Below are 24244 nucleotides of genomic sequence, written 5' to 3' on the forward strand. Positions count from 1 at the left end.
CTCCACAGGCTCACAGTTTATCCACCGGTTGGAGCATACCCAGACGAACCATGTGCATAACTTTCGGCAACAGCGACGAACGCACTTCTGACACCGGCATTTCCAAGAGCTGCGCTAGTGCATCACAAATCTGACCAACCGTTAGTTCTCCGTCACAAACCGAGACAAAACCAGCTAACGCAGTGTCAGCTTGAACCTGATCAGAAAAACCATTTTTCGCTGCGAAACTAATCAGCCACGGATCCGAATCCCCCGGATGATAACGACGATGTTCTTCCACATTCCCATTTGTTAAACGTAACGAAGACAACTTTTCCACAGTAATATCTCGCGCTGCCCACATGGCAGACAACGCGGCCGACACATCTACCGGCATACTGCCACGCAAATCATGAAAAACTTGCCATGCTAGGCGAGTCTCATCACCGCGCCGCACCAACACATAACCGAACCCAATATGGGTAACTGCCCGTGCCTGAAAATCACTGAGCCAGGCCCGATAAGTAGACGCATAATCAACATGACCAGCGCGCAACCCGCCGTCGTGTAACCACATTTCCACATACTGTTCCACCGGAATAACATCACGTTGAATAACGATTGCATCCAAATATTTCCCAGACAACCACGAACGCGGATGCTCCTCCCATTGCGGATGATCACCAGCAATTTCCCAATTAGCAAGCATGTAGACACTACCGTTGACCGTCAAATGCTCAGCTAGCGAATCAACAACAAGTTGAGCCAAAGAATCTCCAGCCACACCACCATCACGATATTCCATCGTCCCTAAGTTCTCACGTACCGCACCTGGCGTAATAACAAATGGCGGATTAGAAACGACGACGTCGAAGCGTAAACCAGCAACCGGCTCAAACAATGACCCTAACCGGACATCAATCACAACCCCATTAAGCTCGGCATTAAATTGTGCATAGTCTAATGCCCGGGCAGAAATATCTGTAGCAACTACCTGTGCTCCAGATTTAGCCGCAATAATTGCGTGAATTCCACATCCAGTTCCCAGATCTAACACTCGCTGTCCCTGTTCATAATGAGCCAGACCAGCAAGAGTACGTGTGGCACCACCAACACCCATTACATGGTCAGTATTATGCCGTGCCCCATGCAAGGAACCACGATCAGAAGCAATCCACACCAGCTGTCCACCAGCAACAACAGGCACAAGCTGACACCGCGCCCGCACCCCGCCATCACAACGTTCCAATAGTTCAGGCAACGCCTCGCACCCACCCGCGTCACGATAGGTGCGCGGAATCGCGAACGCAACGTCGTCGTCGGACAAGGTATCCCCAACCCACCACAACTGCACAAGCAAACCAAGCTGACCCCCAACTCGTTGCGCTGCAAGTTGCGCCGGAACAGCTTCGTCGCGGGCAAGAGCGGCCAGCGCATCATCACCCAACACGTCGGCCAGACGATCGAGAGTGTAATCGCGCAAGTCAGCGCGCAAGGAATCAAAAAACTGGAAATGTTTCATGGAACTATTATGCCGGGCGAATCACCGCAGAAGTAAAACCGGCGTTTTCCACCTGTGCAACAAGGTCATTCCAGGTATGCCGCCACGCTGCCAAATCCCAATTTTGAGCTTGTTCCTGAAAACGCTCTGACGTGCCCCGCTCCCGAGCCTCTTGAAGCGCGAAATTCTCCACGCCACGTTCGCGTAACGCCGTCACAATCTGCGGTAAATCCCGAGCAACAGACGAATGTGGATAGATAGTCGTACGCACCTCATAAGTGAGTGGTCGATCGGTGTTTTTCCGCCGCGCCACCTCGGCTAACAAGATGTCTAAACACTGCCACGCCTTCGCCCCAACATCCGCCCCGATGATTGGCTGGTAGCCATCAGGCATAGCTTTGATGTCGAGCCCTATCCAATCCACGTCATTGATAACCTCAGCAAAGCGGGCGGGATAGGCGCCAGCTGAATGAAGTCCGATCTGAAATCCCAGCTCACGCACCTGTGTTATTGCTGCCCCTAAGGCCGGTTGGCGGGTTGCTTCCCCGCCACTAAATACCACCCCATCGAGTAACCCTTGCCGCCGTTTGAGGAAAGCTTGAATATCTTGCCACGCAACGGTTCCCTGAGCTCGCGGATCCATCAGCTCAGTGTTTTGACAGTACACGCATGCCCATGGGCATCCTTGCAGAAAAATAGTGGTGCAGAGGGTGCCTGGCCAGTCAATCGTGGACAGGGGCACATATCCAGCGATAGCAAGGTCAGCCACCCTCTGCATATTGGGTGCCATAACGTCTTACACGGCTTTCTCGACGAACATCTTTCGTTCGGCGTATTCGCCCTTCTTACCAATATTGAAGGACTGCACTGGGCGGAAGTATCCCATCACGCGGGTCCACACTTCACATTCTTGTGGTTGCGCATCAGGTTGCATCTGAGCACATGTTGGGCAGGTTTCGTGCTCACCTTTGAGATAACCATGAATTGGGCAGATCGAGAATGTTGGGGTGATGGTGATATACGGCAAGGAGAAACGAGTGAGCGCTCGGCGAATAATTTCCTTGCATGCCTCCGGCGATGAGATTGCTTCGTTCATGTATAAGTGAAGAACTGTGCCACCGGTATACTTGCACTGCAATTCATCTTGTTGCTCAAGAGCTTCGAACGCATCATCGGTGAAACCCACTGGTAACTGCGAAGAGTTTGTGTAGTAGGGCTGATCTGGAGTTCCAGCTTGGATAATGTTCGGATAACGCTTAGCGTCTTCTTTTGCTAAGCGGTACGTGGTTCCTTCGGCTGGGGTTGCTTCGAGGTTGTACAAGTTGCCTGTGCGTTCCTGGAAATCAACGAGACGAGCATTAATATGATCGAGCATCTGGGCTACCATGGCATGCCCGCGCTCATCGGTGATGTCATATTCGTCCAAGGTAAAGTTTCGTACCATCTCGTTCATACCGTTGACGCCGATAGTTGAGAAATGGTTGTTGAGGGTACCCAAGTAACGCTGGGAGTAGGGGTAGAGTCCGCCGTCCATAAATTCTTGAACTGCTTGACGACGACGTTCGAGGGTATCGCACGCCATCTCCAACAGTGCATCCAAACGTTCGTATAAACGTGGTGAATCCCCCGCATATAAATATCCAAGGCGCGCCATATTCATCGTAACAACACCGATGGAGCCGGTGAGTTCGGCCGAACCAAACAAGCCATTGCCACGCTTGAGAAGTTCGCGCATATCAAGCTGAAGACGGCAACACATGGAGCGAATCATGCCAGGATCTAGCTCCGAGTTAATGAAATTTTGGAAGTAGGGCAAGCCGTATTTAGCAGTCATTGCAAAAAGAAGCGTGGCGTTTTCCGATTCCCAGTCAAAGTCTTTAGTGATGTTGTAGGTAGGGATTGGGAATGTGAAAACGCGACCATTGGCGTCTCCTTCAATCATTACTTCCATATAGGCACGGTTAATCATAGCCATTTCTTCAGCTAGCTCACCATAGGTGAAATCACAAAGTTCATCTCCGATGAGTGGATTTTGCTCTGCTAAATCTGCTGGGCAGTTCCAATCAAAAGTGAGATTAGTAAATGGGCACTGACTACCCCAGCGAGAGGGCACGTTAAGGTTGTAGATCAATTCTTGGATATTTTGCTTAACATCGTCGTAAGAAAGCTGATCAAGGCGAATGAATGGCGCCATATAAGTATCAAATGAAGAAAAGGCCTGGGCGCCAGCCCACTCGTTTTGTAAAGTTCCTAGGAAGTTAACAATCTGACCGCAAGCAGAGGAGAAGTGCTTTGGCGGATTGGAGGCGATAGCTCCAGAAACGCCATTGAATCCTTCTTCGAGGAGACGACGAAGAGACCAGCCTGCGCAGTATCCAGACAGCATATCGAGATCATGGATATGGAAATCGCCTTCCCGGTGAGCCTGACCAGCATCTTGTGAAAAAACTTCATCTAGCCAGTAGTTGGCAACCATTTTTCCGGCATTGTTGAGAATAAGACCACCAAGAGAGTAATCCTGATTTGCGTTTGCGTTAACACGCCAATCTGCTCGAGTGAGGTATTCCTGGATAGATTGGGCTGGATCAATGTGACGACTCACGGTACTGCCTTTCTCTTACTTCATGGCTTTTTCGCCGATACCATTTAAGTTACCCCAATCACTAGATATAGACAACGGACAACACGCCCACCCTATATATAGTGCCTTTGTTGGTAAAAATCTCATCGTTAAAGTATGGCTAAAAACCGCGGAGGACACACCTTAGTAATGCAAAGTTCACTAATTCATTATGACACACATCACTTTACGGGACTTTTGACCTCCACCACTCCAGTTCAGTTGCACAAAAAGTGAGACACTACCACCATGAGATCCTTGCCTGAATCGCTTACTGATTCCATCACCGGACACATCTTCATACCGCCCACACAAGCCAGTTACGCCCCGTGGGATGCTTCTATTTCTACCAATGTACGCCAAGCTCTCGAACGGCGGTACATCAGTCAACTTTGGTCCCATCAGGCACAGGCTTTTACTGAATTAACACGCGGATCACACATCGTCGTGGCAACCGGAACAGGTTCAGGCAAATCCTTAACAGCATGGATCCCCGTGTTAAATGCGTTAGATTCTTTTTCTCACACAGCCCCACTAGCTTCCCGCAATCGCCGTCCGACAACGCTCTATCTTGCTCCCACAAAAGCCTTAGCCGCCGATCAGTTCACTAACCTGGAGTCATTAGTTCACGATGTTAACCCACAGCTCATTGCCGCAATTGCTGATGGTGACACCGATACCCCTGGCCAGCGCTACGCCCGCGATTACGCTGACATTATTCTCTCCAATCCAGATTTTCTTCATTTTTCCATGCTCGCAAAGCATGAACATTGGGCTCGATTATGGCGCGGTCTAAAATTCATCATCATTGATGAGTTCCATCATTACCGAGGGAATTTCGGGGCACACGTTGCGCTGATTTTGCGGCGCACTTTGCGGATAGCTCACCACTATGGCGCTCACCCACAAGTTATTTTCCTCTCTGCTACCGTGAGCAATCCAGCTCAAGCAGCTCAACGTTTCCTCGGAGAAGCATTCGGTCCCGTGCAAGCCATAAACGAAGACGGGTCACCACACGGAGCACTAGATCTTTACACCATCTCGGGTGGAGATTCGGCAAATAAACAGGCCGCTGATATTACCTCCACCCTTGTTGCTGAAAACAAACGCCTGCTGACTTTTGTTCGTTCCCGTCCAGGAACTGAGCGGGTAGCTGAGCTAACAAGAGAAAATCTCGTTGATACCGCACCTCATCTAGCTACCCGAATCGCGGCTTATCGTGGCGGGTATCTACCTGAAGAACGCCGAGAGCTAGAACACGATCTTCGCAGTGGAAAAATACGAGCGCTAGCTACTACTTCGGCATTAGAGCTTGGCATCGATATTGCGGGCCTAGATGCCGTGGTTGTCATCGGATGGCCGGGGACTCCAGCTTCTTTCCAGCAACAAATTGGACGAACCGGCAGAGCTGGCGCTACTGGATTAGCGTTTTTTATTGCCCGCAACAATCCCCTCGATCAGTACTTAATTAACCACCTTGACATGCTTATCAGTCCAGGAAACCAATCACCTACCTTTGACCCTACTAACCCATGGATTTTGCCTGATCATTTGGCGGCAGCAGCGCATGAATTCCCGTTAACAACAGCTGATCTTCCTATTTTTTCTCTCCCTAATACCAATTTATTTACCGAGATGGTCGCAGCTGATTTACTACGGAAACGGCCCACCGGTTGGTTTTGGAACACAGCAACGCGAATCCACCCCCATAATGTTCTTGAACTACGGGAAGGCGGACAGAGTGTGCCGATTGTCCATTGTGCAGACGGTGCGGTGCTTGGAACAGTTGACCGTTCCCGAGCAGACACCACAGTTTTTCCTGGCGCTATCTACCTCCACCAGGGAAAAGCTTTCGAAATTGAAACGTATGATGATGACATCGCACTCGCGCACCCGGCTCCCAATGCCGATATCCGCACTTTTGCCCGCACCCAAACTACTGTTGACATCCTGAGTACCCAACACAAGGTGGATTTACCAGACGGCCAATGGTGCTATGGGACGGTCAATGTACGCACCCAGATGATCGGCTATGACGTTCGGCGCATTAGCGATGGAGTTCACCTTGGAAGGACCAATCTTGATATGCCAGTCCGTGACTTTATCACTGCCGGAACCTGGCTAACACTAACAGATTCAACTATTCGAAAATCTGGAATAGATACCACCGAACTACCAGGGGCATTACACGCTGGCGAACATGCCATGATTGCACTATTACCACTTTTAGCTACCTGTGATCGCTGGGATCTAGGCGGGCTTTCCACAGCAGTGCACCCAGATACCGGCCAACCAACAATCATTATCCATGATGCGATAAGTGGTGGTTCCGGCGCAGCTTATCGTGGCTTTTATGCTGGACCACAATGGATTGCAGCAACCTTAGAGACCCTCTTGACATGTACTTGCGAATCGGGATGCCCTGCATGTATCCAGTCACCCAAATGCGGCAATAACAATAATCCGCTATCCAAAACTGGAGCCACGCTTCTTATGGCAACAATTGCCGATCAATTTTATAACGCGGACCAGCTCTGGCCGTTGCCTGCATATCAAAATCTACCCATCCCATTCTCCGATGATCAATTGCAATAATGGCTGCCTGTGACCCCTCCATCCGGCATTCAAGTTCCACCCCAGTTGCCACCTGACGAGCTACCTGGCATGCCCGATCTACATTTGGCTGACTTCGGTAGGCATCAGCCGCAGATAAAGCAGCCATATCGGCCACATCTTGGAGTCGCTGGTGTTGTTGGCTAGCCCAACCAACAACAGCTAACATGCCTGCGAGCATCAAAATGAATGCCATAAAACCAACCACTAATACCGTGCTTGAGCCAGCTTCTTTCCGAGGCATTTTATCCCCCGTCCTTACGGCTCAACCATCACAGTATGTGAGCCTGACACGTTAATCCCAAGCCATTGCATAATTGGCGGTAACGGCTTTACCACTGTAATATCGGCGTACTGACCGGAGCGTTTAATCCGCACCTTGTTACCTTGACCTTGAACATGTGCGATAAGCTCAGAAGCCCCATCTTCGCCATGGATTGCGTACTCTCGGGCAATTTCACGAGCATTATGTCCGACATCTATGACATACACCCATCCCATGAGCGGCATCAAAACCATCGCCATCACAGCAATTAACGGCCCAACACTTAAAGCCGTCTCTACGCTGACCATTCCCGATTCGCTGATATTTTTCATTCATATTCTTCTTTCCGCGCACTCCTTTGACCACTGTTCTCTTTATCCTTCCTTTCTGTGGTGACCGCATTGCGCAGCCACCACAGAAAATGCAGATTCTTTTATTTCCCGGCAAGGAATATCATCGGCTGACCACTACCCCAGAAAAGATTGAAACAACACTTTGAACAATGCCGCGAAAAGCTCCTTGAACCAATCTTGTTGTGCCAACCAGATCAGCACACCCGCAATACTCGTCGTTGCTACTGTCCCAACGGCATATTCTGCCGACACCATGCCCGCTTCAACTTTTCGTTGCGGCTTGCTTCCCATAATTCTTACCAAAGCTTTCACAATCATCTCCTTTTGATATTTTTAATGACGTTTAGCCACCTTTGGTGACATTTATATTTTGCCAAAACTAAGTGATACGCCTCGGAGATTTTTTAAATCAGTGGATTACTTTGCAGATATACGCTTTTGTGGACAACACTTACATCACATCCTGGGGATTACCACAACGACGACGCTGCACCAGCAACCACCGGCACCACACCAAGGATGACAAAAGCTGGAAGAAAACATAAACCTAGTGGCAATACAAGCGCAGCCCCTAATCGTTCGGCTGCTTCCTTAGCTCGCCGCGCTTGCGTCAGGCGCAACGTCTGCGCGCCGCGTTCTAATAACGGAACGGGAGCAACCCCATCCACCCAAGCTGGTTGCAATATTCGGGCAAAAATATCAAAGCCTTCTACCCCATCCCACGCCTCATCCCAACTGGCACCCATCACCAACATATTTGCCACTTCACATAATTTTTCGCCAGAACTCGATGCCATACCTACGCGAATATCTGCTAATGCCTTACTTAAACTCCGTAACATGTCCGGCACTGAGTTTCCCGACAATAAAGCAGCGGCCGCAATATCTAAAACGACCGCCGTATCTACACTTCCGTGACCTTTTTTCGTTAATGACATATTCCGCCGTGCTGGAATAGCCATCATCGCACCTAAAATAACCCCGACCACGATCAGCATTTATAACTCCTCGCTTTCTGAGCGGGCCTTGACAATTAATCGCCACACCCACCACACACCCAAGCCTTCGGTAATAAGCCCGGTACACAGAACACCAAAGCCAATAATCGACGAGATAAAGAATTCAACTGGACGAGCACCCAATAAAGTGCCAAAAACAAGTCCAACTATTGGCAAAAAAGCCAGCATGAAAGCTGATGTTTGCGGTCCCGCTAAAGCGATATCACGCGCAGCGGCCGCTTCACCGGCTTCGGTAATCCCTCTGGCACACGAATCAAAAACGTCAGCTACCGGCGCTCCCGTTACTTGCGACATCCGGCACACCACAAAAGCTGCTGGCAATGCCGCCGTAGCTGCTTTCGACAATCGATATTTACGCCGTTGCCACCAACTCAAATCTGCAATATTGCGCAAGGGGTACGGAACACCATCATCAGTCATTATCTGCCCATGCGTACCGATCCGCTGCTCGGCAAACTGATCGAATTGTCCTAATGTTCGTTGCCAAGCTTGCTCGATCGATGCACCTGAACGCAGTCGTGTTGCAACTTCACTCATCATCATTCCGACATCTAACGGTTGTGGTTTTTTCACCTGCCCACTTCGACGACGAAACATCCGTATCTCACGTATCTTTTCGTGTCCCTGGGGCAAACTAACAAACGCTACAACCATCGCCACAATTATGATAAACACGGCAACGCCAACCTACGGCACAAGCTTTCTATACTTGGCCCGGCATGAACTTCATTCCCACGAACCTGCACCGCAAGTTCTGATACCAGTTCCCCACCCACTCGGTGTAACGTGGCAATTTCTGCCACGCCGCGCTTTGTTCCATGGCGCTCCACATGTATGACGGCATCCAAAGCACTCGACGCTTGCGCAGCCACCGTACTTTCAGTCATATTTGCTAATGCACCCAAAGCTACTAACCGCGCCGGAACATCACGAGCAGAATTCGCATGAATAGTTGCCCAACCACCTTCATGCCCTGTGTTCAATGCCCCCAAAACATCACGCACTTCTGCACCACGGCACTCTCCTAACACAATTCTGTCTGGCCGCATCCGCATCGCAGCGCGCACCAAGTCACTCATCGTTACCTCCCCAACACCCTGGACATTAGCTCGCCGTACTTGCATATGGACCACATGCGGATGTTCGGGGGCTAACTCGGCTGATTCCTCGATAATTAAAATGCGTTCCCGCAACGAAATTCGGCTCAGCATAGCGTTTAAAAAAGTTGTTTTTCCGGCACCTGTTGCCCCAGAAATAATCACATTCGCTTTGCGTTGCACCAACGCATCCATTAGCTCTAGGAGAACCTTTGGTACCGATCCGACACGTACCAGCTCTTCCAATGACATCACTTGCGCGCGGTGCGTTCTTAGCGAGATCAACGTTCCAGAAGCTGACAATGGCGGAACAACCGCATGTAGCCGAACACCAGAGGGGAACGTGCCATCAACAATCGGACTAGAATCATCAAGGCGCTGACCACACAACGCCGCTAATCGCACCGCGAGCGCACGCACTCCTAAAGCAGTAGATAACTCATTATCACCATCAGCAATAGCTACTGGAACCATACCTAATCCGCGATCAACCCACACCTGCCCCGGGCCGTTGACCACCACATCGGTGACCTTACTGTCTTCCAACAATGGCCCGATCGTTGCGCCAGCACCAATAACTTCATGACGCACCTGTGCGTCAGCCTGGGCAAGATCATCACTGGTTAGCAACCCAGCCTGCACCCCTAAAGCCTGAGCGGGTGATTGTCCGGAAGCTAACCGCCGACGAATAGCTGCAATATGCTCTGCTTTTAAACGCACCATCACGCCACCTGCTCGCGAAGGACATTCCATAAATTTTTCATGTCTTTAACTGCACCTCCTACACGCCGATCCCCTGGCTCTACTCCATAATCATTCTCATAGCGAGCAGAACGCATAGCTCGCACACCAAAGACATCGCTCTCACCTAACGCCACTGCTACATGATCAGCTTCAAGTTTTGAACGCACTGCATTAGCTACAACAATCGGTCGAAGTCGTTGTGAAATTAGGCGATACTTGTGTTGGCAATTGGCAATATTGACAGTATTTGCCCCGGTAACCATCACTAACTCATCACACCATTCCAACCATTCATGCTGAGCACGCCAGTCCATTCCCACTACTCCCATATCAACAAAAGTCCACGCGTGCACTTGCGATAATGCCGCAACTACTGCGCTAGCTGATTGCACCTTTTGCTCAATAACCAGACCACTACTAGGCAAAACTCGCACACCGTGCCACAAACTCAACGATTGAGCCAGTTTTCCGGGTAGTAAAGTTCCCGGCATCGCAAAAATATCTGCTCGTGTTGTTCCACCACTATCAATCCCTAGAAACTCCTGCCAGGAATCACCTGCGGGATTGAGGTCAGCTAACGCTATTGGAGTGCCATCCCTTGCTGCCATCCGTGCCAACCAAGCAGCCACCGTCGTCGTCCCAGCGCCGCCATGCGCTCCTACTATTCCCACCACAGTCCCACGCACAGTAGTCCCAACGGAGCTCATTAATGCCAGTAAATCACTAGCATCATCACGCACGTGAAACTGCGCAACTCCCTTAGCGAAATAGGAAGCAAACATATCGTGAAAACGGGCCTGGACGATCGACGGCGGCAAACCACGTGATTGGAATGTTAATACACCATCAACTGAACGATCCGAATAATCCACGCAACGAAAATCTAGCCCCACAAGTTGCGCTAAGCGTTGCAATTCGCAACCAATACGTTCATCATTACCGCGGTAAAGCACCGATATGAGTTCAAGTTCTGTTAAATCTCGGGATGTTGTCGTTTTCATACATTCCACAGTGCCTGACACTTCATACCCACTGGCAGGCTGATTAAAAATCTGTGGAAAACGTAAATTATCCACAATTTCCCTTCATGGCCTGCCTTACTTTTCCACCAAAACACCGCCGACTTCCCCGCAACAGCGCTTAGAAAGCGATAGCGTGGACATAACATATAACCAGGAGGAATCGTGACTACACCAAACGATCCATACAACACGGCCAATCCGCGGCCGTTTGATGACGACGACATTCTCGAACCAATCGTTGAGAATACCGAACGCCCGCTGCCCGAGCCTACGCTCGAGCACGTCCTTGGTGACACGGTAGAAACCGACGACGCCCCAGATTTTGGTGAGCCGGCACCGTTCCCGCCGGCAACTACTCCAGCATGGGACACTCCATCTGCTACCGCTAGCATAGAACATGAGAATGCGGATTTTGACTTGACGACGGCTCCGCAAGCCATGCCAGAAAGCAATCCGCCATCACCTACTGAGCCAGTTTCAGACTCACATCCAAATCCAACTCTTGGCACTTTACTCGGTGAATCAGCACCAACTCCACTCACCCCTGCCGTACCAGCAAAAGAAAGCCACAACGAGGTGGTCTCCCCGAATCGCACCTCAGTTATGGATGTTGCCGCAGAGGAAGCTGTCTTTGCTGAACCTCGCGAGGAATGGAGCACTGACCCAGGTGAATTAAGTGCGATTCCAGAAGCTCCCAAGGGACGTGGCTGGCTCCACGTTGGCGGATTTTTCCTTACCTTCTTCTTGCTCCCTATTGCTTGGTATCTTATTTCCGACGCCGGGGCACGCTTCTACCTTGTCGATAACAATCCATGGCAAGCTAAGTCTTTCGCATTCTTCCCATTCCTTGAGCTCCTGAGCGGACTATTCGTTATTGCGATGATCTGGCTAACGGCTCGCGCAACGTCACTCGGTGCGCAATTCTGGGGCGCTATCGTCACACTCTGCGGCCTTGTCGCCTTGATCGTGCCAACCTACGCCCAACAAGGAATTGCTTGGCTTGACGCCCATATCGGTTCTTATAACGCCTTTACTGGCAACGTTATTCACCACATCGAACTCGATTTCGGCACGGGCCGAGTGGCTATCTACGGTTTCTTACTTTTCATGACCGGAATTGCAGCGCACGCAGCACGACGTCGTGGTCAGGTGTATGCCACCGCGATCACCCGCCGGGAATTCCTCTTGCCAAACGATTCTGCTGAATCGGAAAAGTAACACTGAACGAACAATATTCACGCCATGCCTGCTGATACTTCTTGCATCACCTTGCCCGGCCCTTGGGAACACCGGCTCATTCATGCGAACGGCGCCCAGTTCCACATTGTCAGTGCTGGGCAATATTCCGACACGAAACCTCTCGTAGTTCTCGTTCACGGTTTTCCGCAATATTGGTGGGCATGGCGTCACCAGATTGAACCCATTGCTCAAGCTGGTTACCAAGTTGTCGCCATTGACCAACGAGGCATTGGCGGCTCAGATAAAACACCCAAATCTGAAGACGGTCTGACGTTATCTCAAGATCTCATAAAAATTGTCAACACGTTAGGCGCGCGCAAAGCAGTGCTCGTCGGACACGGTCGCGGTGGCGCATTAGCATGGTCAGCAGTTTCTATGGCACCCAGTTTATTTTCTGGTCTCATCACATTTTCTTCCCCGCACCCGCGTACTTTACAACGTATCGGGTTGCATCTGAGACTGCACACATGGAGATACGCCGCACTTACGGCATCGCGATTATTATTCAAACGCGCATTATTAGACGAAAAACGGATAGAAAAAATGCTCACGGACTGGTCCGCTCCAGGTAATACTGGCGCTAGTTCGCAAGCTCATCTCTATTGCCAAGCACTCTCATTACCTCGTGCAGCAGACGTTGCCATTGACCAATTACGCTGGACTTATTTAGCTCAGCAACGCCCTTCTGGACGCGCATATCTGCGCGAATCTGCTCATGGCATTCAGGTTCCGGTGTTAAGTGTTGGCGGCACATTAGATCCACTTTTACCCGCTCGCGCATGGGATAACGATCGAGAGTTTGCACTGGGAGATTATCGTCATGTCAGTGTTACTCAAGCTGGTCATTTTGTTCCAGAAGAGGCACCCGAGCAGACAACTCATCTTATTCTTGAGTTTTTAGCTCAGCTTCGCGTGGATTAAATTTTCCGTGATTTATTTTTCAATATCAAAACTTGGGCAAATATCAGATATTGGACAGGTTAGGCATGCCGGCTTACGCGAATGGCACACTTGGCGGCCATGATCGATCACCCGGTGGCAAATAATCGTCCATTGTGGCTGTGGCAAAATTTTGGCGAGTTCCATTTCGGCTTTGACAGGATCAGTTTCCCGTGTCCAACCCCAGCGCCGAGAAAGACGCCCAACATGGGTATCTACGGTAATCCCCGGAATATCAAACGCATTGCCAAGCACAACGTTTGCCGTTTTTCGCCCTACTCCCGGTAACGTAATGAGATCCTCGAGGTTACCCGGCACAACTCCAGCAAAGCGTTCCATGAGCCCATGCGCTAGGCCATTAAGTGAGCGTGCTTTAGCTCGATAAAACCCTAATGGATGCAAGATATCTTCTAGTACTGGTAGCGGAGCCGCCGCCATTGATTGTGGGTCTGGAAAATTGTGAAAGAGTGTTGGCGTAACAGAATTGACTCGGGCATCTGTCGTTTGTGCCGATAAAACAGTAGCAACAAGGAGTTCGAAAGCATTGTTGTGAACCAATGCGCAGTGGGAATACGGGTATAGTTCGGCAAGCCGATCAACTATCAGTCCGACTGCTTCCCGCCGTCCTTTCCACGATCTGGGCCGTGGCGGCAGGCGATGCTTAACTGATTTTTTCTTTTCAACCATGTATTTCCTCCGCTTTCAAGCGTAGTAGGAATGCCAACAAAGCGCTGTTTATAAATATCTGTGAGCGTAAATCTCGCCTAGAGCGTGCCGAATACGGTAAAACGTGGCAAACTTAGTTACGTATGACCTCGCACACACGCGCAGGTCTCGTCCTTAAGCCGTTACTATTTGAAAGGAATTCGGATGGATTCCACCGTTTTGGCTCATGTAGAGCTTTTCCGGGAGTTAGACGACGCCGAGCGCGCCGATCTACTTTCCCTCATGTCCGAGACCACATTAAAACGTGGCGAATCACTTTTCCACGAAGGTGACTCAGGAGATCGTCTCTACGTAGTCACCGACGGTAAGGTAAAACTTTCCCATACTGCAGATGACGGCCGAGAGAACCTCATTGCGGTACTTGGCCCTGGCGAAATCATTGGTGAATTAACCCTTTTCGATCTTGGCGCCCGTTCTTCAACTGTCACTGCGATTGCCGCGACAAGTCTACTGTCTCTATCACACAAGGACATGATGACTTACATTGATTCCCATCCAGCAATGGCGAAATCGATGTTGCGCGAACTGGCTCGTCGTCTTCGCACAACGAATCAGCAAATGGCTGATTTGGTTTTCTCCGATGTTCCGGGCCGTGTTGCAAAAGCCTTACTAGATTTGGCTGAGCGCTTCGGTGAGCGCACCCAAGAAGGCATTTATGTTGCCCACGATTTGACTCAAGAAGAGTTGGCTCACTTGGTTGGCGCATCACGCGAAACGGTTAATAAGTCGCTCGCTGATTTCACCTCACGCGGCTGGATTCGCCTTGAAGGCCGTGCCGTATTGTTGATTCAGGTACAGCGCCTACAACGCCGCGCTCACTAATACTCTTAAACGTTAAGAATGTTGGGGGATAGAACATAACTGTTCTATCCCCCAACATTCGTTTTATTTTAACGATCTAGAATATTTTCTGGGATCCAAAAGATCCGTGTGTTTTATTCTTTTTCTCGCTTCATGTAAGCAACTGGGTTTTGGCCACCATTTGGCCCTGGAATAACAGTGACAAGTTCCCAGCCATCTTCTCCCCATTGGTCCAAAATAGCTTTGGTGTTATGGACGAGAAGGGGCAATGTGACATATTCAAATTTCTTCATAATACTAGCCTACTGGCAAATAGCGTTGGAGGGAATATGTGTTGGTTAGCTGATGCGTGGTACTCGACCGGCACGTAATTCGACGGCGAGTTGTTCGGTGGAATTTTTTAACCTGTCAAACCAGTTATCTTCATCTGGATATCTGCGCAGTATGGCTCGACGTTCCCGTTCAGTTAAACCACCCCATACTCCAAAGGTAGCATTAGCATTCAATGCGTCTGCTAAGCATTCCAACCGAACCGGGCAAGAAAAACATACGTTACGCACTTGCCGTTGAGCAGCACCCCGTACAAAAAGCGAATCAGGATCCACATCAGAACATGCCGCATGAACAGCCCACGTCTGTTCTTCATATGCCAAGCTCATAATGAAAACCTTCCGAGCAGGGCCCCATCGCCCCACATTTGGTGACTTCTACCACTAGTATGCTACCGGTTTACTCGCAAAACGTCACATCGAAATTTTTTAAACATTATCAACGTCACGCGCGCGAAATAGAAATAGGCAGTATTCTAAACATATGGCACATCAAAAACGGAACTTGACCAAACAGCAAGCACTGGCTGCCTTGCTGTCCTTCTTCTTGCTCTGCGGACTAGGCGGAACCCTATTAGCGGCCATGGCGATCCCTGTTGCGGCGACGTCGGGCATGGCTGTTAACGCTGTGACGAAGGTTTTTGATGACTTGCCGACGCAAATTGATTTTACAACCCCCTCCGAAGCGTCTGTTATTGTCGCTGCCGATGGCACGAAACTGGCAAGCTTCTATTCCGAAAACCGTATTGTGGTAGCTTCTGAGGATATTTCTCAGTTCATTAAAGATGCCGCTGTGTCAATCGAAGATCAGCGTTTCTATCAACACAACGGAATTGACGCCCAAGGTATTCTAGGTGCTGCTTTTTCAAATTTGACTGGTTCTTCATCACTTGCCGGCGGCTCAACAATCACCCAGCAATACGTCAAAAATGCATTGATTGAAAAGGGGCGCATTGACGACGACGACGAACAGATTGCTGCCGCAACCGAACAAACTATTGCTCGTAAACTTAACGAAGCCCGTTTTGCAGTAGCGGTAGAAAATAACATGTCGAAGGATGAAATCCTTACTGCATATTTGAATATTGCGCAATTTGGTCCATCGCAATACGGCGTCGAAGCTGCTTCCCGTTATTATTATTCGAAACCGGCAAAAGACGTTACTTTGGAGCAAGCAGCGATGCTTGCGGGTATTACCCAAGCACCGGGGCGATGGGATCCAGTGACCAATCCAGAAGGCGCACTAACTCGCCGCAATACTGTTCTTAGCACAATGCTTGAACAAGGTTATATAGACCAGGCACAATACGATGCGGCTAGCGCTGTTTCTATCGAAGATATGCTCAGTGTATCGCCGGCCTACAATGGATGTGCGGAAGCTGGTATTTCTGCTAATTTCTGCGAATACGTTGTGCGCGATGTCTTAAATTCCGAACTTCTCGGCCAAACCCGTGATGAGCGTATCCAAAAACTATACCGCGGTGGATTAACGATTCATAGCACAGTCAATCCAGCTGACCAGCAAGCTGCTTACGATGCGTTGATTGCACAAGTGCCACTAGGCGATCCTTCCAATATTGACATGGCTCTTTCGTCAGTGGAACCAGGAACGGGTAAAATTCGTGCAATGGTACAAAATCGTCCATTTGGCAATCCTTCCGACGAAGAACCACTAGCCACGAAAGTCAATAACAATGTGGGTGAAGACATGGGCGGTGGCGCCGGGTTCCAACCTGGGTCCACATTTAAGATTTTTACACTCGTTGATTGGATAGCAAAGGGGCACGGACCAAACGATACTGTTAACGGTTCGCGGCAAATAACAATACCTGCCAATAAATGGAATATTTCATGCGCTCCAGGCTTAGCAGACACCTTTAGCCCATCTAATAACGCCGGAATTGGCTATGGCAATATGTCGGTCGTCAATGCTACGCGCAATTCGGTTAATACTGCATATGCAGATATGTCATCAAAACTCGATCTGTGTGACATTACTAAGACAGCCGAAGCAATGGGTGCACGTCAAGGCTCCTTCGTTAATGCCTCAATGATCGAAGATCTTCATCGTGCCGGGCTTACTAATGTTAAGGAAGGCGATATCACGCCAATCATTCCTCGCCCCACCCAGGTATTAGGAGTCAATCCAACAACGCCACTTTCAATGGCAGTTGCTGTTGCAACATTGGCGGCAGATGGCAATGCCTGCAAACCGCACGCATTTACCCAGATTACGGATCGTGATGGAAATGTTCTTGCCGACCAACAGCCCGAGTGCCGCCAAGTGATCGATAAGGATGTTGCGCGCACAGTTAATGGTGTTTTACAGCAAATTCCACAACCGGGTGCCACCGGCGCGGCAGCAGTACTGGCCGGCGGGCGCCCATCGGGTGGAAAAACAGGTACTACTGACGGCGCATACCATGCTTGGTATGTTGGCTACACGCCACAGCTAGCTTCCGCAGTGTGGAGCGGTCACATGACTGGAAATATTCCTATGCTCAACCTCGTTGTCAATGGAGTATTCCATGGCACTGTCTATGGTGGCACTTTAGCCGCTCCCGCATTCCGCTCATTTATGAATGCCGCACTAGCCAATGAACCGATTGTCTCTTTCGCTCGTCCAGAACATCCTGTTAAGCCAGCTGAAAAGACGGAAGAAGAGAAGAAGAAAGAGGAAGAGGAAGCCAAAGGTCCGGAAGTTCCGTCAACGATCGGCATGAGTGAAAGCGACGCTGTTGCTACCTTGCAAAGCGCTGGATATGTTGTTGCGGTAGGTACTGATTATTCTGACCAACCTGCTGGCACTGTTGCTCGGCAAGAACCAAGCGATCGCGCACAGCCAGGTACCCAAATTAACCTATGGCTTTCGATCGGCCCTCGTCCATGAAGCGTTTTCTCTCTCGAGCCTGCGCTCTGACAGCTGTTGCCGGCAGTGCAACACTGCTTGGCTCCCTATGCCATGCGCAGGCTTACACAGTTCGCCGACGCACCGTCGTCGTCAACCAACCCAAACTGGCTGAGGCTACCCAACTACGTATTCTCCACATTTCTGATCCTCATTTGCGAGCTCAGCAATCGCGTCGGCGTGCGTTCCTGAAATCCCTAGCTGACCTGCAACCTGATTTTGTGGTACTCACCGGCGATCTGATTTCTGAAGACGCTGCGATTGGACCACTATTAAATGATTTTGGACCACTATTAAATATCCCTGGTGCATTTGTTTTTGGTTCGAATGATTATTTTGGTCCAAAGCTAAAAAATCCGTTGCGTTATCTTTGGACACATACGGGTAAGGACGCTCATGCGGATGACGATTCTTCCCGGCAGGTACTTGCAACTGAAGATTTACGGCGGGGCTTGGGTAGCGGTGGCTGGGCGGATCTAAATAACTCTCGAAGTCGTTTAACTGCTGGACCATGGACATTAGACCTTGTGGGGGTCAACGATCCGCATATTGGTTTAGATCGCATGCCTGCACCAGCTACCTTTTCTATTCCGGAGTCTCCTTACTTGCGTTTAGGGCTAGCGCACGCACCATATCAGCGAGTGTTGACTGCGATGGCTGACGACGACGTCGATATAATATTTGCCGGGCATACTCACGGGGGCCAAGTTAATCTTCCAGGTTCGCACGCTCTTGTCACTAATTGCGATTTACCAACGCATTATGCCAATGGGTTATTCGAGTGGCCACCTCCGGGGAGGAACACTAAACAGGCTCAGGTAATTAAAGGTCACGGAAGTGTTGTTCTTGACGAACAGATGTTAGTGCAGATCTCTGCTGGTATTGGAACTTCGCCTTATACTCCAATTCGTACTTTTTGCGCTCCAGAAGCGATCATTCTCGACATTATTGCAGTGTGATATCGCCCGCACGGTGTTGCCACTGATTTCCGAATTTCACTTCACAGCGTTATCATTATGTGGTTGGCTTATCAACACATTCTTTCGGGGTGTGGCGCAGCTTGGTAGCGCGCTTCGTTCGGGACGAAGAGGCCGTGGGTTCAAATCCCGCCACCCCGACTCGATTAAAATCCTCTGCTACAGATAATTATGTGGCAGAGGATTTTTCATTTTCGTCGCTACTTTATTCCTAAATAATACTATTCAACGCTTTAGGTGCAATATGATTAAATATGCAGACATAACACAGTATTTTCGAAAGGCAAGCATCATGGACAAATGATTTGGCCGGTCAGATGAAAGCGAAGCATTACGCAACTGTGTTGCTGAGTTATCTTCAACGATTGCATAGGTCCGTTGGCAGCTCAACAAACTCAGCAGCAAAGCTCAAATAAGCAAAAGACACGAGAGATTCGCTTGAATCCTCCTGCTAACTTTAGTCCTTCCACCATTTTCCGCACACTATTATCTACCCGCAAAGTAGCATACTATGAATGATTTTCCTGATTTCGATAATGAATTAACACCACCAGCTGATCCAACACCACCAACCGATAGCGTATTACCTGATGGGGCTATACCCGCTCCGCCAGCACCTCAAGAGGGCACGCCAGCACCAGTACCCACGCCAGCACCAATGCCCAAACCGCCGCTGACCCCAGAACAGAAGAAACGTCGTCGGCGAATCCTCCTCGGCATCATTATTGTTGCACTTATTATCACCGGCATGTTTATCGCTAGTTTTTTCATCAACCTCAACCGCACTGCCGAAGCACAGGTGCGCGATTACCTTAACGCGATTGCTGATGGAGATGCCGATCGCGCAAATTCCCTTGTTGACCCAGGCATTTCAAACAACGATCGGGATTTCTTAACAAACGACAGCTTAAAAAATGCCGAAGAACGCATCAAAATTTTAGATGTTCGCGAACTGTCGAAAGATGAAGCTAAGCAACGTTCCGGAGAAATTACAAACAAAATTCCTGCTTTTGCGTCACAAGACAGCTACTTCGAAACCTCTATCGATTCCCCAACATCAACAATCGTCGAAGCCACATATAGCCTGAACGGTGTTAAGGCTAATACGTTCTTTATCACCCGTCCCGGCAAAAACGAAAAACTCGTTATGCACACCTGGGAAATTCTCAATCCATTTATCCGGGAGGTAGCAATAAATACCAAACTCACTGGCGTTGCTATTGGCGAAGTTAACCATTCTTTTGATGATTCCAGCTTGCTTACAGCTATCTATCTCTACCCAGGTATCTACAACATTACCCAAGAAAGTACCTCAACATATCTAGCTGGCGAAGAAAAGGTTTCAGTTGGGGAGAAAAATCTCTCGATTGATATTCCTGCTAAATACACTGACGCTTTACGCGATCTTGTACTTGACACGGTTAAGAAACAATACGATCGCTGCGCGTCTATTGAAGGGAATCTCGATAAGGTCTGCCCTTACGCGGTACGTAACAAAGATCTAGCAGAGCTTAGCCCAGTAACTCCAATCGCAGAAATTACCAAATACGACGAATCAAATTTCACTTCTGGCAAGGGAACCATTCATATTAAGCCAAACCCTAGCGCCTTTATTAAAGACCCACCGGCCAAAGAAATAGAGTTTGCTTTCTACGGGCAGATTAAATTCTCCGCCGGAAAGCCGGAAATTGAAATCTATAGCGCTCGTGAATACTGGTGATAAGTCCAGTTCACCATAGGTAAATATGAGGGTGGGCTAGGGAAAGTATTTTCCCTAGCCCACCCTCATGAGCAACACCTCGGTTACAGTTGCGCAAACTCTTCCGCAGTAGCATATGACGTCTGTGTACCTAGCTTCGTTACCGAATCGGCAGCATACCGGTTAGCTTTTTCCAAAGCCAATCGCACATCACCTGTTTTAACAACGTAGTGGCTAAAGCAACCGATGAACGCATCACCCGCACCAGTGGTATCACGCGGTTGTACCTCAACGGCCGGAAGGAGCTCTTCAACACCGTCAGCCATCCACAAAACTCCGCGAGAACCAAGGGTAACAATAACGTTCTTCATCCCTGCGTTTAGGAGTGCTGTAGCTGCATTGCGAACGTCGTCGATCGTATCAACAGGCATACCGGTGAGCAGTGAAAGCTCAGATTCATTTGGCATGAAGTATTCACAGTCTTTCACCTCAGAGAGCACCAAATCTGGCTGAGCCGGCGCGGGATTGAGCAAAACTGGAATATTGTGTTCTTTACCGAAACGAATTGCAGCATAAACTGTTTCTAACGGCACTTCAAGCTGCAAAACGATAAGTTTACACTGGATAATATCGGCTGCGGCATTATCAATATCAGCAGGCGATAACTGGGCGTTGGCACCTTTGATAATCAGAATCGAGTTATGCGATTCCGCATCAACAAAGATCGGTGCTACTCCCGAGCTTCCCTCGGTACGCATCACATACCGGGTATCAATCCCGTTCTTCTCAAAATTAGCTACCGTGTTATCTGCAAAAATATCTGATCCGACGCGGGTGATCATCAAAACATCGGAGCCCAGACGCGCTGCAGCAACTGCCTGATTTGCCCCCTTACCGCCACAACCCATGTGGAAATCTGGAGCTTCCAGAGTTTCACCTTCAGCTGGCATACGGTCAATATATGAGATGAGATCAACCATATTTGATCCGATTACTGCGATATCCATGAATTACTCCTTAATTCCAGTAGTGACGGTAAATGTCCGAGTCTGTCCCGCTTCTAATTCAATTAGCGTACCTGCTTCACATGCAGCAAGGAAACCTTCAGGACGCGATGTTCCAGGCAAGACAAAAGCTGCAACTTGTTGATCAGCATTGTAGAGGATCCAGCGAGTAGCCACCGGGAATTCTTCAGAACTAAATTCTGTACGGAAAACAACCCCATCTTCACTAGCTAATTCACATTCAATATTCTTTCCGTACTGCGGCAGATCATCAGCAAAGAAAACAATTTCTGGATCAAATTCTTTTGCTTGCGCCAACGATGAACCATCGATGTCTCCAGCCAAAATTTGTTCGTTGATCTCGCTCCAGCGTGCAGTTGGCGTAACATGCGCAGGAACAGTACGGCGAAGTTGGAATGCACCCTCAGGCAAGTTTTCGGTCATTACTCCGTTCTCGACAAAGGCATAGTTCATGTGGCACATATATTGCAACGGCATCGGCGCATACTTTGAAAGGTTGGTGACTTTCATTCCGATATCAAACATGGATGAGCCAGGACGCATACTCACGTGGGGCACTGCCTGATAGTGATGTCCGAAACCTTGCACATATTCGTAGGAAGATACGATACGTACTGTTCCGTCGTCGTCGATTTCTAACCACGCTTCATCCATTGTTGCGCAGGGGAATTCACCGTGCAGGGGATGGTTATCTTCCGGTGACGGACATCCGGCAGCCAATAGTCCCGAATGGAACGCAAAGCAGCCATATGTGTCAACTATTTCTTTGCATGGTTGAGGCCGGCTAAACATATTCGTCATTCGTAACGACGTATCATCGAATTCGGCGTCCCAAATTATTTGTCCCATAAATGGTAGGACTTCAATATATCCGCGGCTATTTTCCAGGCGGAGTGTTTCGATTCCAGTATCGTAGCGATAGGATCGAACTTTGATATCCTCGCTGGTCACGATTGGTTGCCATACGTTAGTAAATTGGTTTCGTTGAAGAGGAATTGTTAGCATAATGATTTCTCACTTTTCAGTTGTAGAAATAGCTTTTTCGGCCCGGTGTTGCTTAACGAAATACATCAAGACGACGAGGAAGCACACGAGCGATACAGAGAATGCCAGTTGCATTGAGTCTAAAGTATCTGAGACGAGACCTTGGATAACAGGGATAACTGCGCCTCCGATAATGGACATCACGATCACCGCACCACCGGTTTCGGTGTGGCGCTTATCTTCAATAGCATCGAGTGTTCGAGCGTAGATGGTTGCCCAGCATGGACCGAAAAGACCCGAGGTGAGGATTGCGGCATATACTGCTGTCATATTAGGGACGGTGATAACCCAGAGAAGAGCGAGAACGCCAGCAATAGAGTAACCGATCAGGACAACATTTTCGTTGAATTTGGTCATGAGAATGTTAGCGATGAACTTGCCAACGAAGAAGGCTGCGAAGGCCCATATCATGTAGTTTGAAGCGGTACGTTCGTTAATCGTGTCGTCGAGGTTAAGGGCCAGCCGGATGGTGAATGACCATACTGCAGTTTGCATACCGACGTACATGAATTGGGTAAAAATACCAGTGGCGAAATTACGGTTCTTTCCGAGGTATCGCAAGGTTTCACCGATGGTAGCTTTAACTTCCTTGTCGTGCGAAAGTGGTTTGGCGTGCGGGAATTGCGTAATAGCAATAACAAGCATGAGAACGGCTAGGACGACGATGATCCAGCGGTATGGCCCAAGGGTGCGTTGCAACATTTCTTCAGCGAATTGTTGGCGTTCTATCCCAGATAGAGCGTCGAGTTGCTTGTGGAGGGCGTCTCCGTCCGTGAAAATAAGGTATTTGCCAAGCAAGATACCGAAAATGGATCCGAGTGGGTAGAACGTCTGCGAAATGTTAAGGCGTAGGGTGGCGTATTTACGTGGGCCGATCATCGACGAGTAGGTGTTTGCGGAGGTTTCGAGGAACGATAATCCTACTGCGATAGCGAAGAGCGCAGCTAAAAATACGGTGTAGGTGGCTACATGAGAAGCTGGGAAGAACAACATACAGCCAATAATGTAGAAGCTTAACCCGATGAGCAGTCCCGACTTATAACTCCAGCGGCGAATCACACGCGAAGCTGGGATAGCGAGGAGGAAGTAACCTCCATAGAAAGCGGATTGTACGAAAGCTGAGGCAAAATCAGATAGTTCGAAGATGGACTTGAACTGAGTGATGAGGACATCGTTGAGGGATGCCGCGGCGCCCCACATAGGGAAACAGATAGATAGCAGGATGTATTGCCAAATTGGAGTTTTATCAAGATATCCATCTGGTTGTTGGATCGTTGGATCTTTAATAAGACCAAATGAAGTATTAGTGGCCATGAGTAAACCTTTCACGGAGTTCGTCGTTGA

23 protein-coding genes and 1 tRNA gene are annotated in these 24244 nt (G+C 49.2%); 8 read left to right on the plus strand and 16 right to left on the minus strand.

Translation table 11 applies throughout. The annotated features are described in order from the left end of the window. Positions 1 to 10: 10 nt before the first annotated feature. The 3 genes from HC352_RS08425 to HC352_RS08435 are packed head-to-tail and all read right to left on the minus strand — an operon-like array spanning position 11 to position 4082. Positions 11 to 1501, minus strand: coding sequence for a methyltransferase (locus tag HC352_RS08425; protein WP_168918447.1), 1491 nt, complete (start codon positions 1499 to 1501; stop codon positions 11 to 13). A 7-nt stretch (positions 1502 to 1508) separates the two neighbouring features. Further along, a complete protein-coding gene (locus HC352_RS08430; protein ID WP_168918448.1) occupies positions 1509 to 2270 on the minus strand; it encodes an anaerobic ribonucleoside-triphosphate reductase activating protein in 762 nt (253 codons plus the stop codon). 6 nt (positions 2271 to 2276) lie between these two features. Then, a complete protein-coding gene (locus HC352_RS08435; protein WP_168918449.1) occupies positions 2277 to 4082 on the minus strand; it encodes a ribonucleoside triphosphate reductase in 1806 nt (601 codons plus the stop codon). A gap of 267 nt (positions 4083 to 4349) precedes the next feature. On the opposite strand from HC352_RS08435, the gene HC352_RS08440 reads away from it, so the two are divergent. Next, a complete protein-coding gene (locus HC352_RS08440; protein WP_168918450.1) occupies positions 4350 to 6695 on the plus strand; it encodes a DEAD/DEAH box helicase in 2346 nt (781 codons plus the stop codon). Here the strand turns inward: HC352_RS08440 and HC352_RS08445 are convergent. The 7 genes from HC352_RS08445 to HC352_RS08475 all read right to left on the minus strand — a co-directional run bounded on the left by HC352_RS08445 (position 6592) and on the right by HC352_RS08475 (position 11192). Beyond that, entirely contained in the window at positions 6592 to 6957 is a 366-nt protein-coding gene (locus HC352_RS08445; RefSeq protein ID WP_168918451.1) for an Rv3654c family TadE-like protein, read from the minus strand. The two genes, HC352_RS08440 and HC352_RS08445, sit on opposite strands and share 104 nt — an antisense overlap. A 14-nt stretch (positions 6958 to 6971) precedes the next feature. Further along, positions 6972 to 7310 (minus strand): hypothetical protein, encoded by a 339-nt coding sequence (locus HC352_RS08450; RefSeq protein WP_168918452.1) that lies wholly within the window; start codon positions 7308 to 7310, stop codon positions 6972 to 6974. 135 nt (positions 7311 to 7445) lie between these two features. Beyond that, complete coding sequence (locus tag HC352_RS08455) at positions 7446 to 7643, minus strand: DUF4244 domain-containing protein (protein ID WP_247645189.1); 198 nt, start codon at positions 7641 to 7643, stop codon at positions 7446 to 7448. Positions 7644 to 7801: 158 nt separating this feature from the next. Continuing rightward, complete coding sequence (locus HC352_RS08460; protein ID WP_168918453.1) at positions 7802 to 8329, minus strand: type II secretion system F family protein; 528 nt, start codon at positions 8327 to 8329, stop codon at positions 7802 to 7804. Further along, positions 8330 to 8923 carry a type II secretion system F family protein gene (locus HC352_RS08465; RefSeq protein WP_168918454.1) on the minus strand — a complete coding sequence of 198 codons (594 nt, stop codon included), beginning with the start codon at positions 8921 to 8923 and terminating at the stop codon, positions 8330 to 8332. It lies immediately after the preceding gene. Positions 8924 to 9012: 89 nt separating this feature from the next. Further along, positions 9013 to 10200, minus strand: a complete 1188-nt coding sequence (locus tag HC352_RS08470) for a TadA family conjugal transfer-associated ATPase (RefSeq protein WP_247645190.1) — start codon at positions 10198 to 10200, stop codon at positions 9013 to 9015. Then, positions 10170 to 11192 (minus strand): CpaE/TadZ family protein, encoded by a 1023-nt coding sequence (locus HC352_RS08475; RefSeq protein ID WP_168918455.1) that lies wholly within the window; start codon positions 11190 to 11192, stop codon positions 10170 to 10172. The genes HC352_RS08470 and HC352_RS08475 overlap by 31 nt, the downstream gene beginning before the upstream one ends. A gap of 183 nt (positions 11193 to 11375) precedes the next feature. Here HC352_RS08475 and HC352_RS08480 point away from each other — a divergent pair, with 183 nt between their 5' ends. Together HC352_RS08480 and HC352_RS08485 are read left to right on the plus strand one after the other, a co-directional pair. Continuing rightward, a complete protein-coding gene (locus HC352_RS08480; protein ID WP_168918456.1) occupies positions 11376 to 12431 on the plus strand; it encodes a YihY/virulence factor BrkB family protein in 1056 nt (351 codons plus the stop codon). Positions 12432 to 12455: 24 nt separating this feature from the next. After that, positions 12456 to 13373 (plus strand): alpha/beta fold hydrolase, encoded by a 918-nt coding sequence (locus HC352_RS08485; RefSeq protein WP_168918457.1) that lies wholly within the window; start codon positions 12456 to 12458, stop codon positions 13371 to 13373. A gap of 12 nt (positions 13374 to 13385) precedes the next feature. On the opposite strand, the gene nth is transcribed toward HC352_RS08485, so the two are convergent. Continuing rightward, the gene (gene nth, locus HC352_RS08490) at positions 13386 to 14078 is read right to left on the minus strand and encodes an endonuclease III (protein ID WP_168918458.1); all 693 of its coding nucleotides are present in this window, start codon (positions 14076 to 14078) and stop codon (positions 13386 to 13388) included. A 183-nt stretch (positions 14079 to 14261) separates the two neighbouring features. On the opposite strand from nth, the gene HC352_RS08495 reads away from it, so the two are divergent. Next, on the plus strand, positions 14262 to 14939 hold the full coding sequence (locus HC352_RS08495) for a Crp/Fnr family transcriptional regulator (protein ID WP_168918459.1): 678 nt from the start codon (positions 14262 to 14264) through the stop codon (positions 14937 to 14939). 113 nt (positions 14940 to 15052) lie between these two features. Here HC352_RS08495 and sp36 read toward each other — a convergent pair whose 3' ends face one another. Together sp36 and HC352_RS08505 are read right to left on the minus strand one after the other, a co-directional pair. After that, complete coding sequence (sp36, locus tag HC352_RS08500; RefSeq protein WP_168918460.1) at positions 15053 to 15211, minus strand: Sp36 family protein; 159 nt, start codon at positions 15209 to 15211, stop codon at positions 15053 to 15055. 45 nt (positions 15212 to 15256) lie between these two features. Beyond that, positions 15257 to 15577, minus strand: a complete 321-nt coding sequence (locus tag HC352_RS08505) for a WhiB family transcriptional regulator (RefSeq protein ID WP_168918461.1) — start codon at positions 15575 to 15577, stop codon at positions 15257 to 15259. 154 nt (positions 15578 to 15731) lie between these two features. On the opposite strand from HC352_RS08505, the gene HC352_RS08510 reads away from it, so the two are divergent. The 4 genes from HC352_RS08510 (at position 15732) to HC352_RS08525 (ending at position 20852) form a co-directional block, all read left to right on the plus strand. Continuing rightward, entirely contained in the window at positions 15732 to 18137 is a 2406-nt protein-coding gene (locus HC352_RS08510; protein ID WP_168918462.1) for a penicillin-binding protein, read from the plus strand. Continuing rightward, positions 18134 to 19114, plus strand: a complete 981-nt coding sequence (locus HC352_RS08515; protein WP_168918463.1) for a metallophosphoesterase — start codon at positions 18134 to 18136, stop codon at positions 19112 to 19114. Before HC352_RS08510 ends, HC352_RS08515 begins: the two co-directional genes overlap by 4 nt. Positions 19115 to 19199: 85 nt before the next feature. After that, positions 19200 to 19273 (plus strand) — tRNA-Pro (locus HC352_RS08520). A 370-nt stretch (positions 19274 to 19643) separates the two neighbouring features. Next, positions 19644 to 20852 (plus strand): zinc ribbon domain-containing protein, encoded by a 1209-nt coding sequence (locus tag HC352_RS08525; protein ID WP_168918464.1) that lies wholly within the window; start codon positions 19644 to 19646, stop codon positions 20850 to 20852. Positions 20853 to 20935: 83 nt separating this feature from the next. Here the strand turns inward: HC352_RS08525 and rbsK are convergent, their stop codons facing one another. Genes rbsK through fucP form a run of 3 tightly spaced genes read right to left on the minus strand, consistent with a single transcriptional unit; the run spans position 20936 to position 24214 of the window. Then, positions 20936 to 21838, minus strand: coding sequence for a ribokinase (gene rbsK / locus HC352_RS08530; RefSeq protein ID WP_168918465.1), 903 nt, complete (start codon positions 21836 to 21838; stop codon positions 20936 to 20938). A gap of 3 nt (positions 21839 to 21841) precedes the next feature. Then, the gene (locus tag HC352_RS08535) at positions 21842 to 22861 is read right to left on the minus strand and encodes an aldose 1-epimerase family protein (protein WP_168918466.1); all 1020 of its coding nucleotides are present in this window, start codon (positions 22859 to 22861) and stop codon (positions 21842 to 21844) included. A gap of 9 nt (positions 22862 to 22870) precedes the next feature. Continuing rightward, complete coding sequence (gene fucP / locus HC352_RS08540; RefSeq protein WP_168918467.1) at positions 22871 to 24214, minus strand: L-fucose:H+ symporter permease; 1344 nt, start codon at positions 24212 to 24214, stop codon at positions 22871 to 22873. Positions 24215 to 24244 lie beyond the last annotated feature (30 nt).

The organism is Arcanobacterium buesumense (assembly GCF_012563545.1).
Classification (GTDB): Bacteria; Actinomycetota; Actinomycetes; order Actinomycetales; family Actinomycetaceae; genus Arcanobacterium; species Arcanobacterium buesumense.

Coding starts and splice junctions, on each gene's coding strand:
- HC352_RS08425 (WP_168918447.1), bottom strand. CDS start 1,501: ATGAAACATTTCCAGTTTTTTGATTCCTTGCGCGCTGACTTGCGCGAT.
- HC352_RS08430 (WP_168918448.1), bottom strand. CDS start 2,270: ATGGCACCCAATATGCAGAGGGTGGCTGACCTTGCTATCGCTGGATAT.
- HC352_RS08440 (WP_168918450.1), top strand. CDS start 4,350: ATGAGATCCTTGCCTGAATCGCTTACTGATTCCATCACCGGACACATC.
- HC352_RS08445 (WP_168918451.1), bottom strand. CDS start 6,957: ATGCCTCGGAAAGAAGCTGGCTCAAGCACGGTATTAGTGGTTGGTTTT.
- HC352_RS08450 (WP_168918452.1), bottom strand. CDS start 7,310: ATGAAAAATATCAGCGAATCGGGAATGGTCAGCGTAGAGACGGCTTTA.
- HC352_RS08460 (WP_168918453.1), bottom strand. CDS start 8,329: ATGCTGATCGTGGTCGGGGTTATTTTAGGTGCGATGATGGCTATTCCA.
- HC352_RS08470 (WP_247645190.1), bottom strand. CDS start 10,200: ATGGAATGTCCTTCGCGAGCAGGTGGCGTGATGGTGCGTTTAAAAGCA.
- HC352_RS08475 (WP_168918455.1), bottom strand. CDS start 11,192: ATGAAAACGACAACATCCCGAGATTTAACAGAACTTGAACTCATATCG.
- HC352_RS08485 (WP_168918457.1), top strand. CDS start 12,456: ATGCCTGCTGATACTTCTTGCATCACCTTGCCCGGCCCTTGGGAACAC.
- nth (WP_168918458.1), bottom strand. CDS start 14,078: ATGGTTGAAAAGAAAAAATCAGTTAAGCATCGCCTGCCGCCACGGCCC.
- HC352_RS08495 (WP_168918459.1), top strand. CDS start 14,262: ATGGATTCCACCGTTTTGGCTCATGTAGAGCTTTTCCGGGAGTTAGAC.
- sp36 (WP_168918460.1), bottom strand. CDS start 15,211: ATGAAGAAATTTGAATATGTCACATTGCCCCTTCTCGTCCATAACACC.
- HC352_RS08505 (WP_168918461.1), bottom strand. CDS start 15,577: ATGAGCTTGGCATATGAAGAACAGACGTGGGCTGTTCATGCGGCATGT.
- HC352_RS08510 (WP_168918462.1), top strand. CDS start 15,732: ATGGCACATCAAAAACGGAACTTGACCAAACAGCAAGCACTGGCTGCC.
- HC352_RS08515 (WP_168918463.1), top strand. CDS start 18,134: ATGAAGCGTTTTCTCTCTCGAGCCTGCGCTCTGACAGCTGTTGCCGGC.
- HC352_RS08525 (WP_168918464.1), top strand. CDS start 19,644: ATGAATGATTTTCCTGATTTCGATAATGAATTAACACCACCAGCTGAT.
- rbsK (WP_168918465.1), bottom strand. CDS start 21,838: ATGGATATCGCAGTAATCGGATCAAATATGGTTGATCTCATCTCATAT.
- HC352_RS08535 (WP_168918466.1), bottom strand. CDS start 22,861: ATGCTAACAATTCCTCTTCAACGAAACCAATTTACTAACGTATGGCAA.
- fucP (WP_168918467.1), bottom strand. CDS start 24,214: ATGGCCACTAATACTTCATTTGGTCTTATTAAAGATCCAACGATCCAA.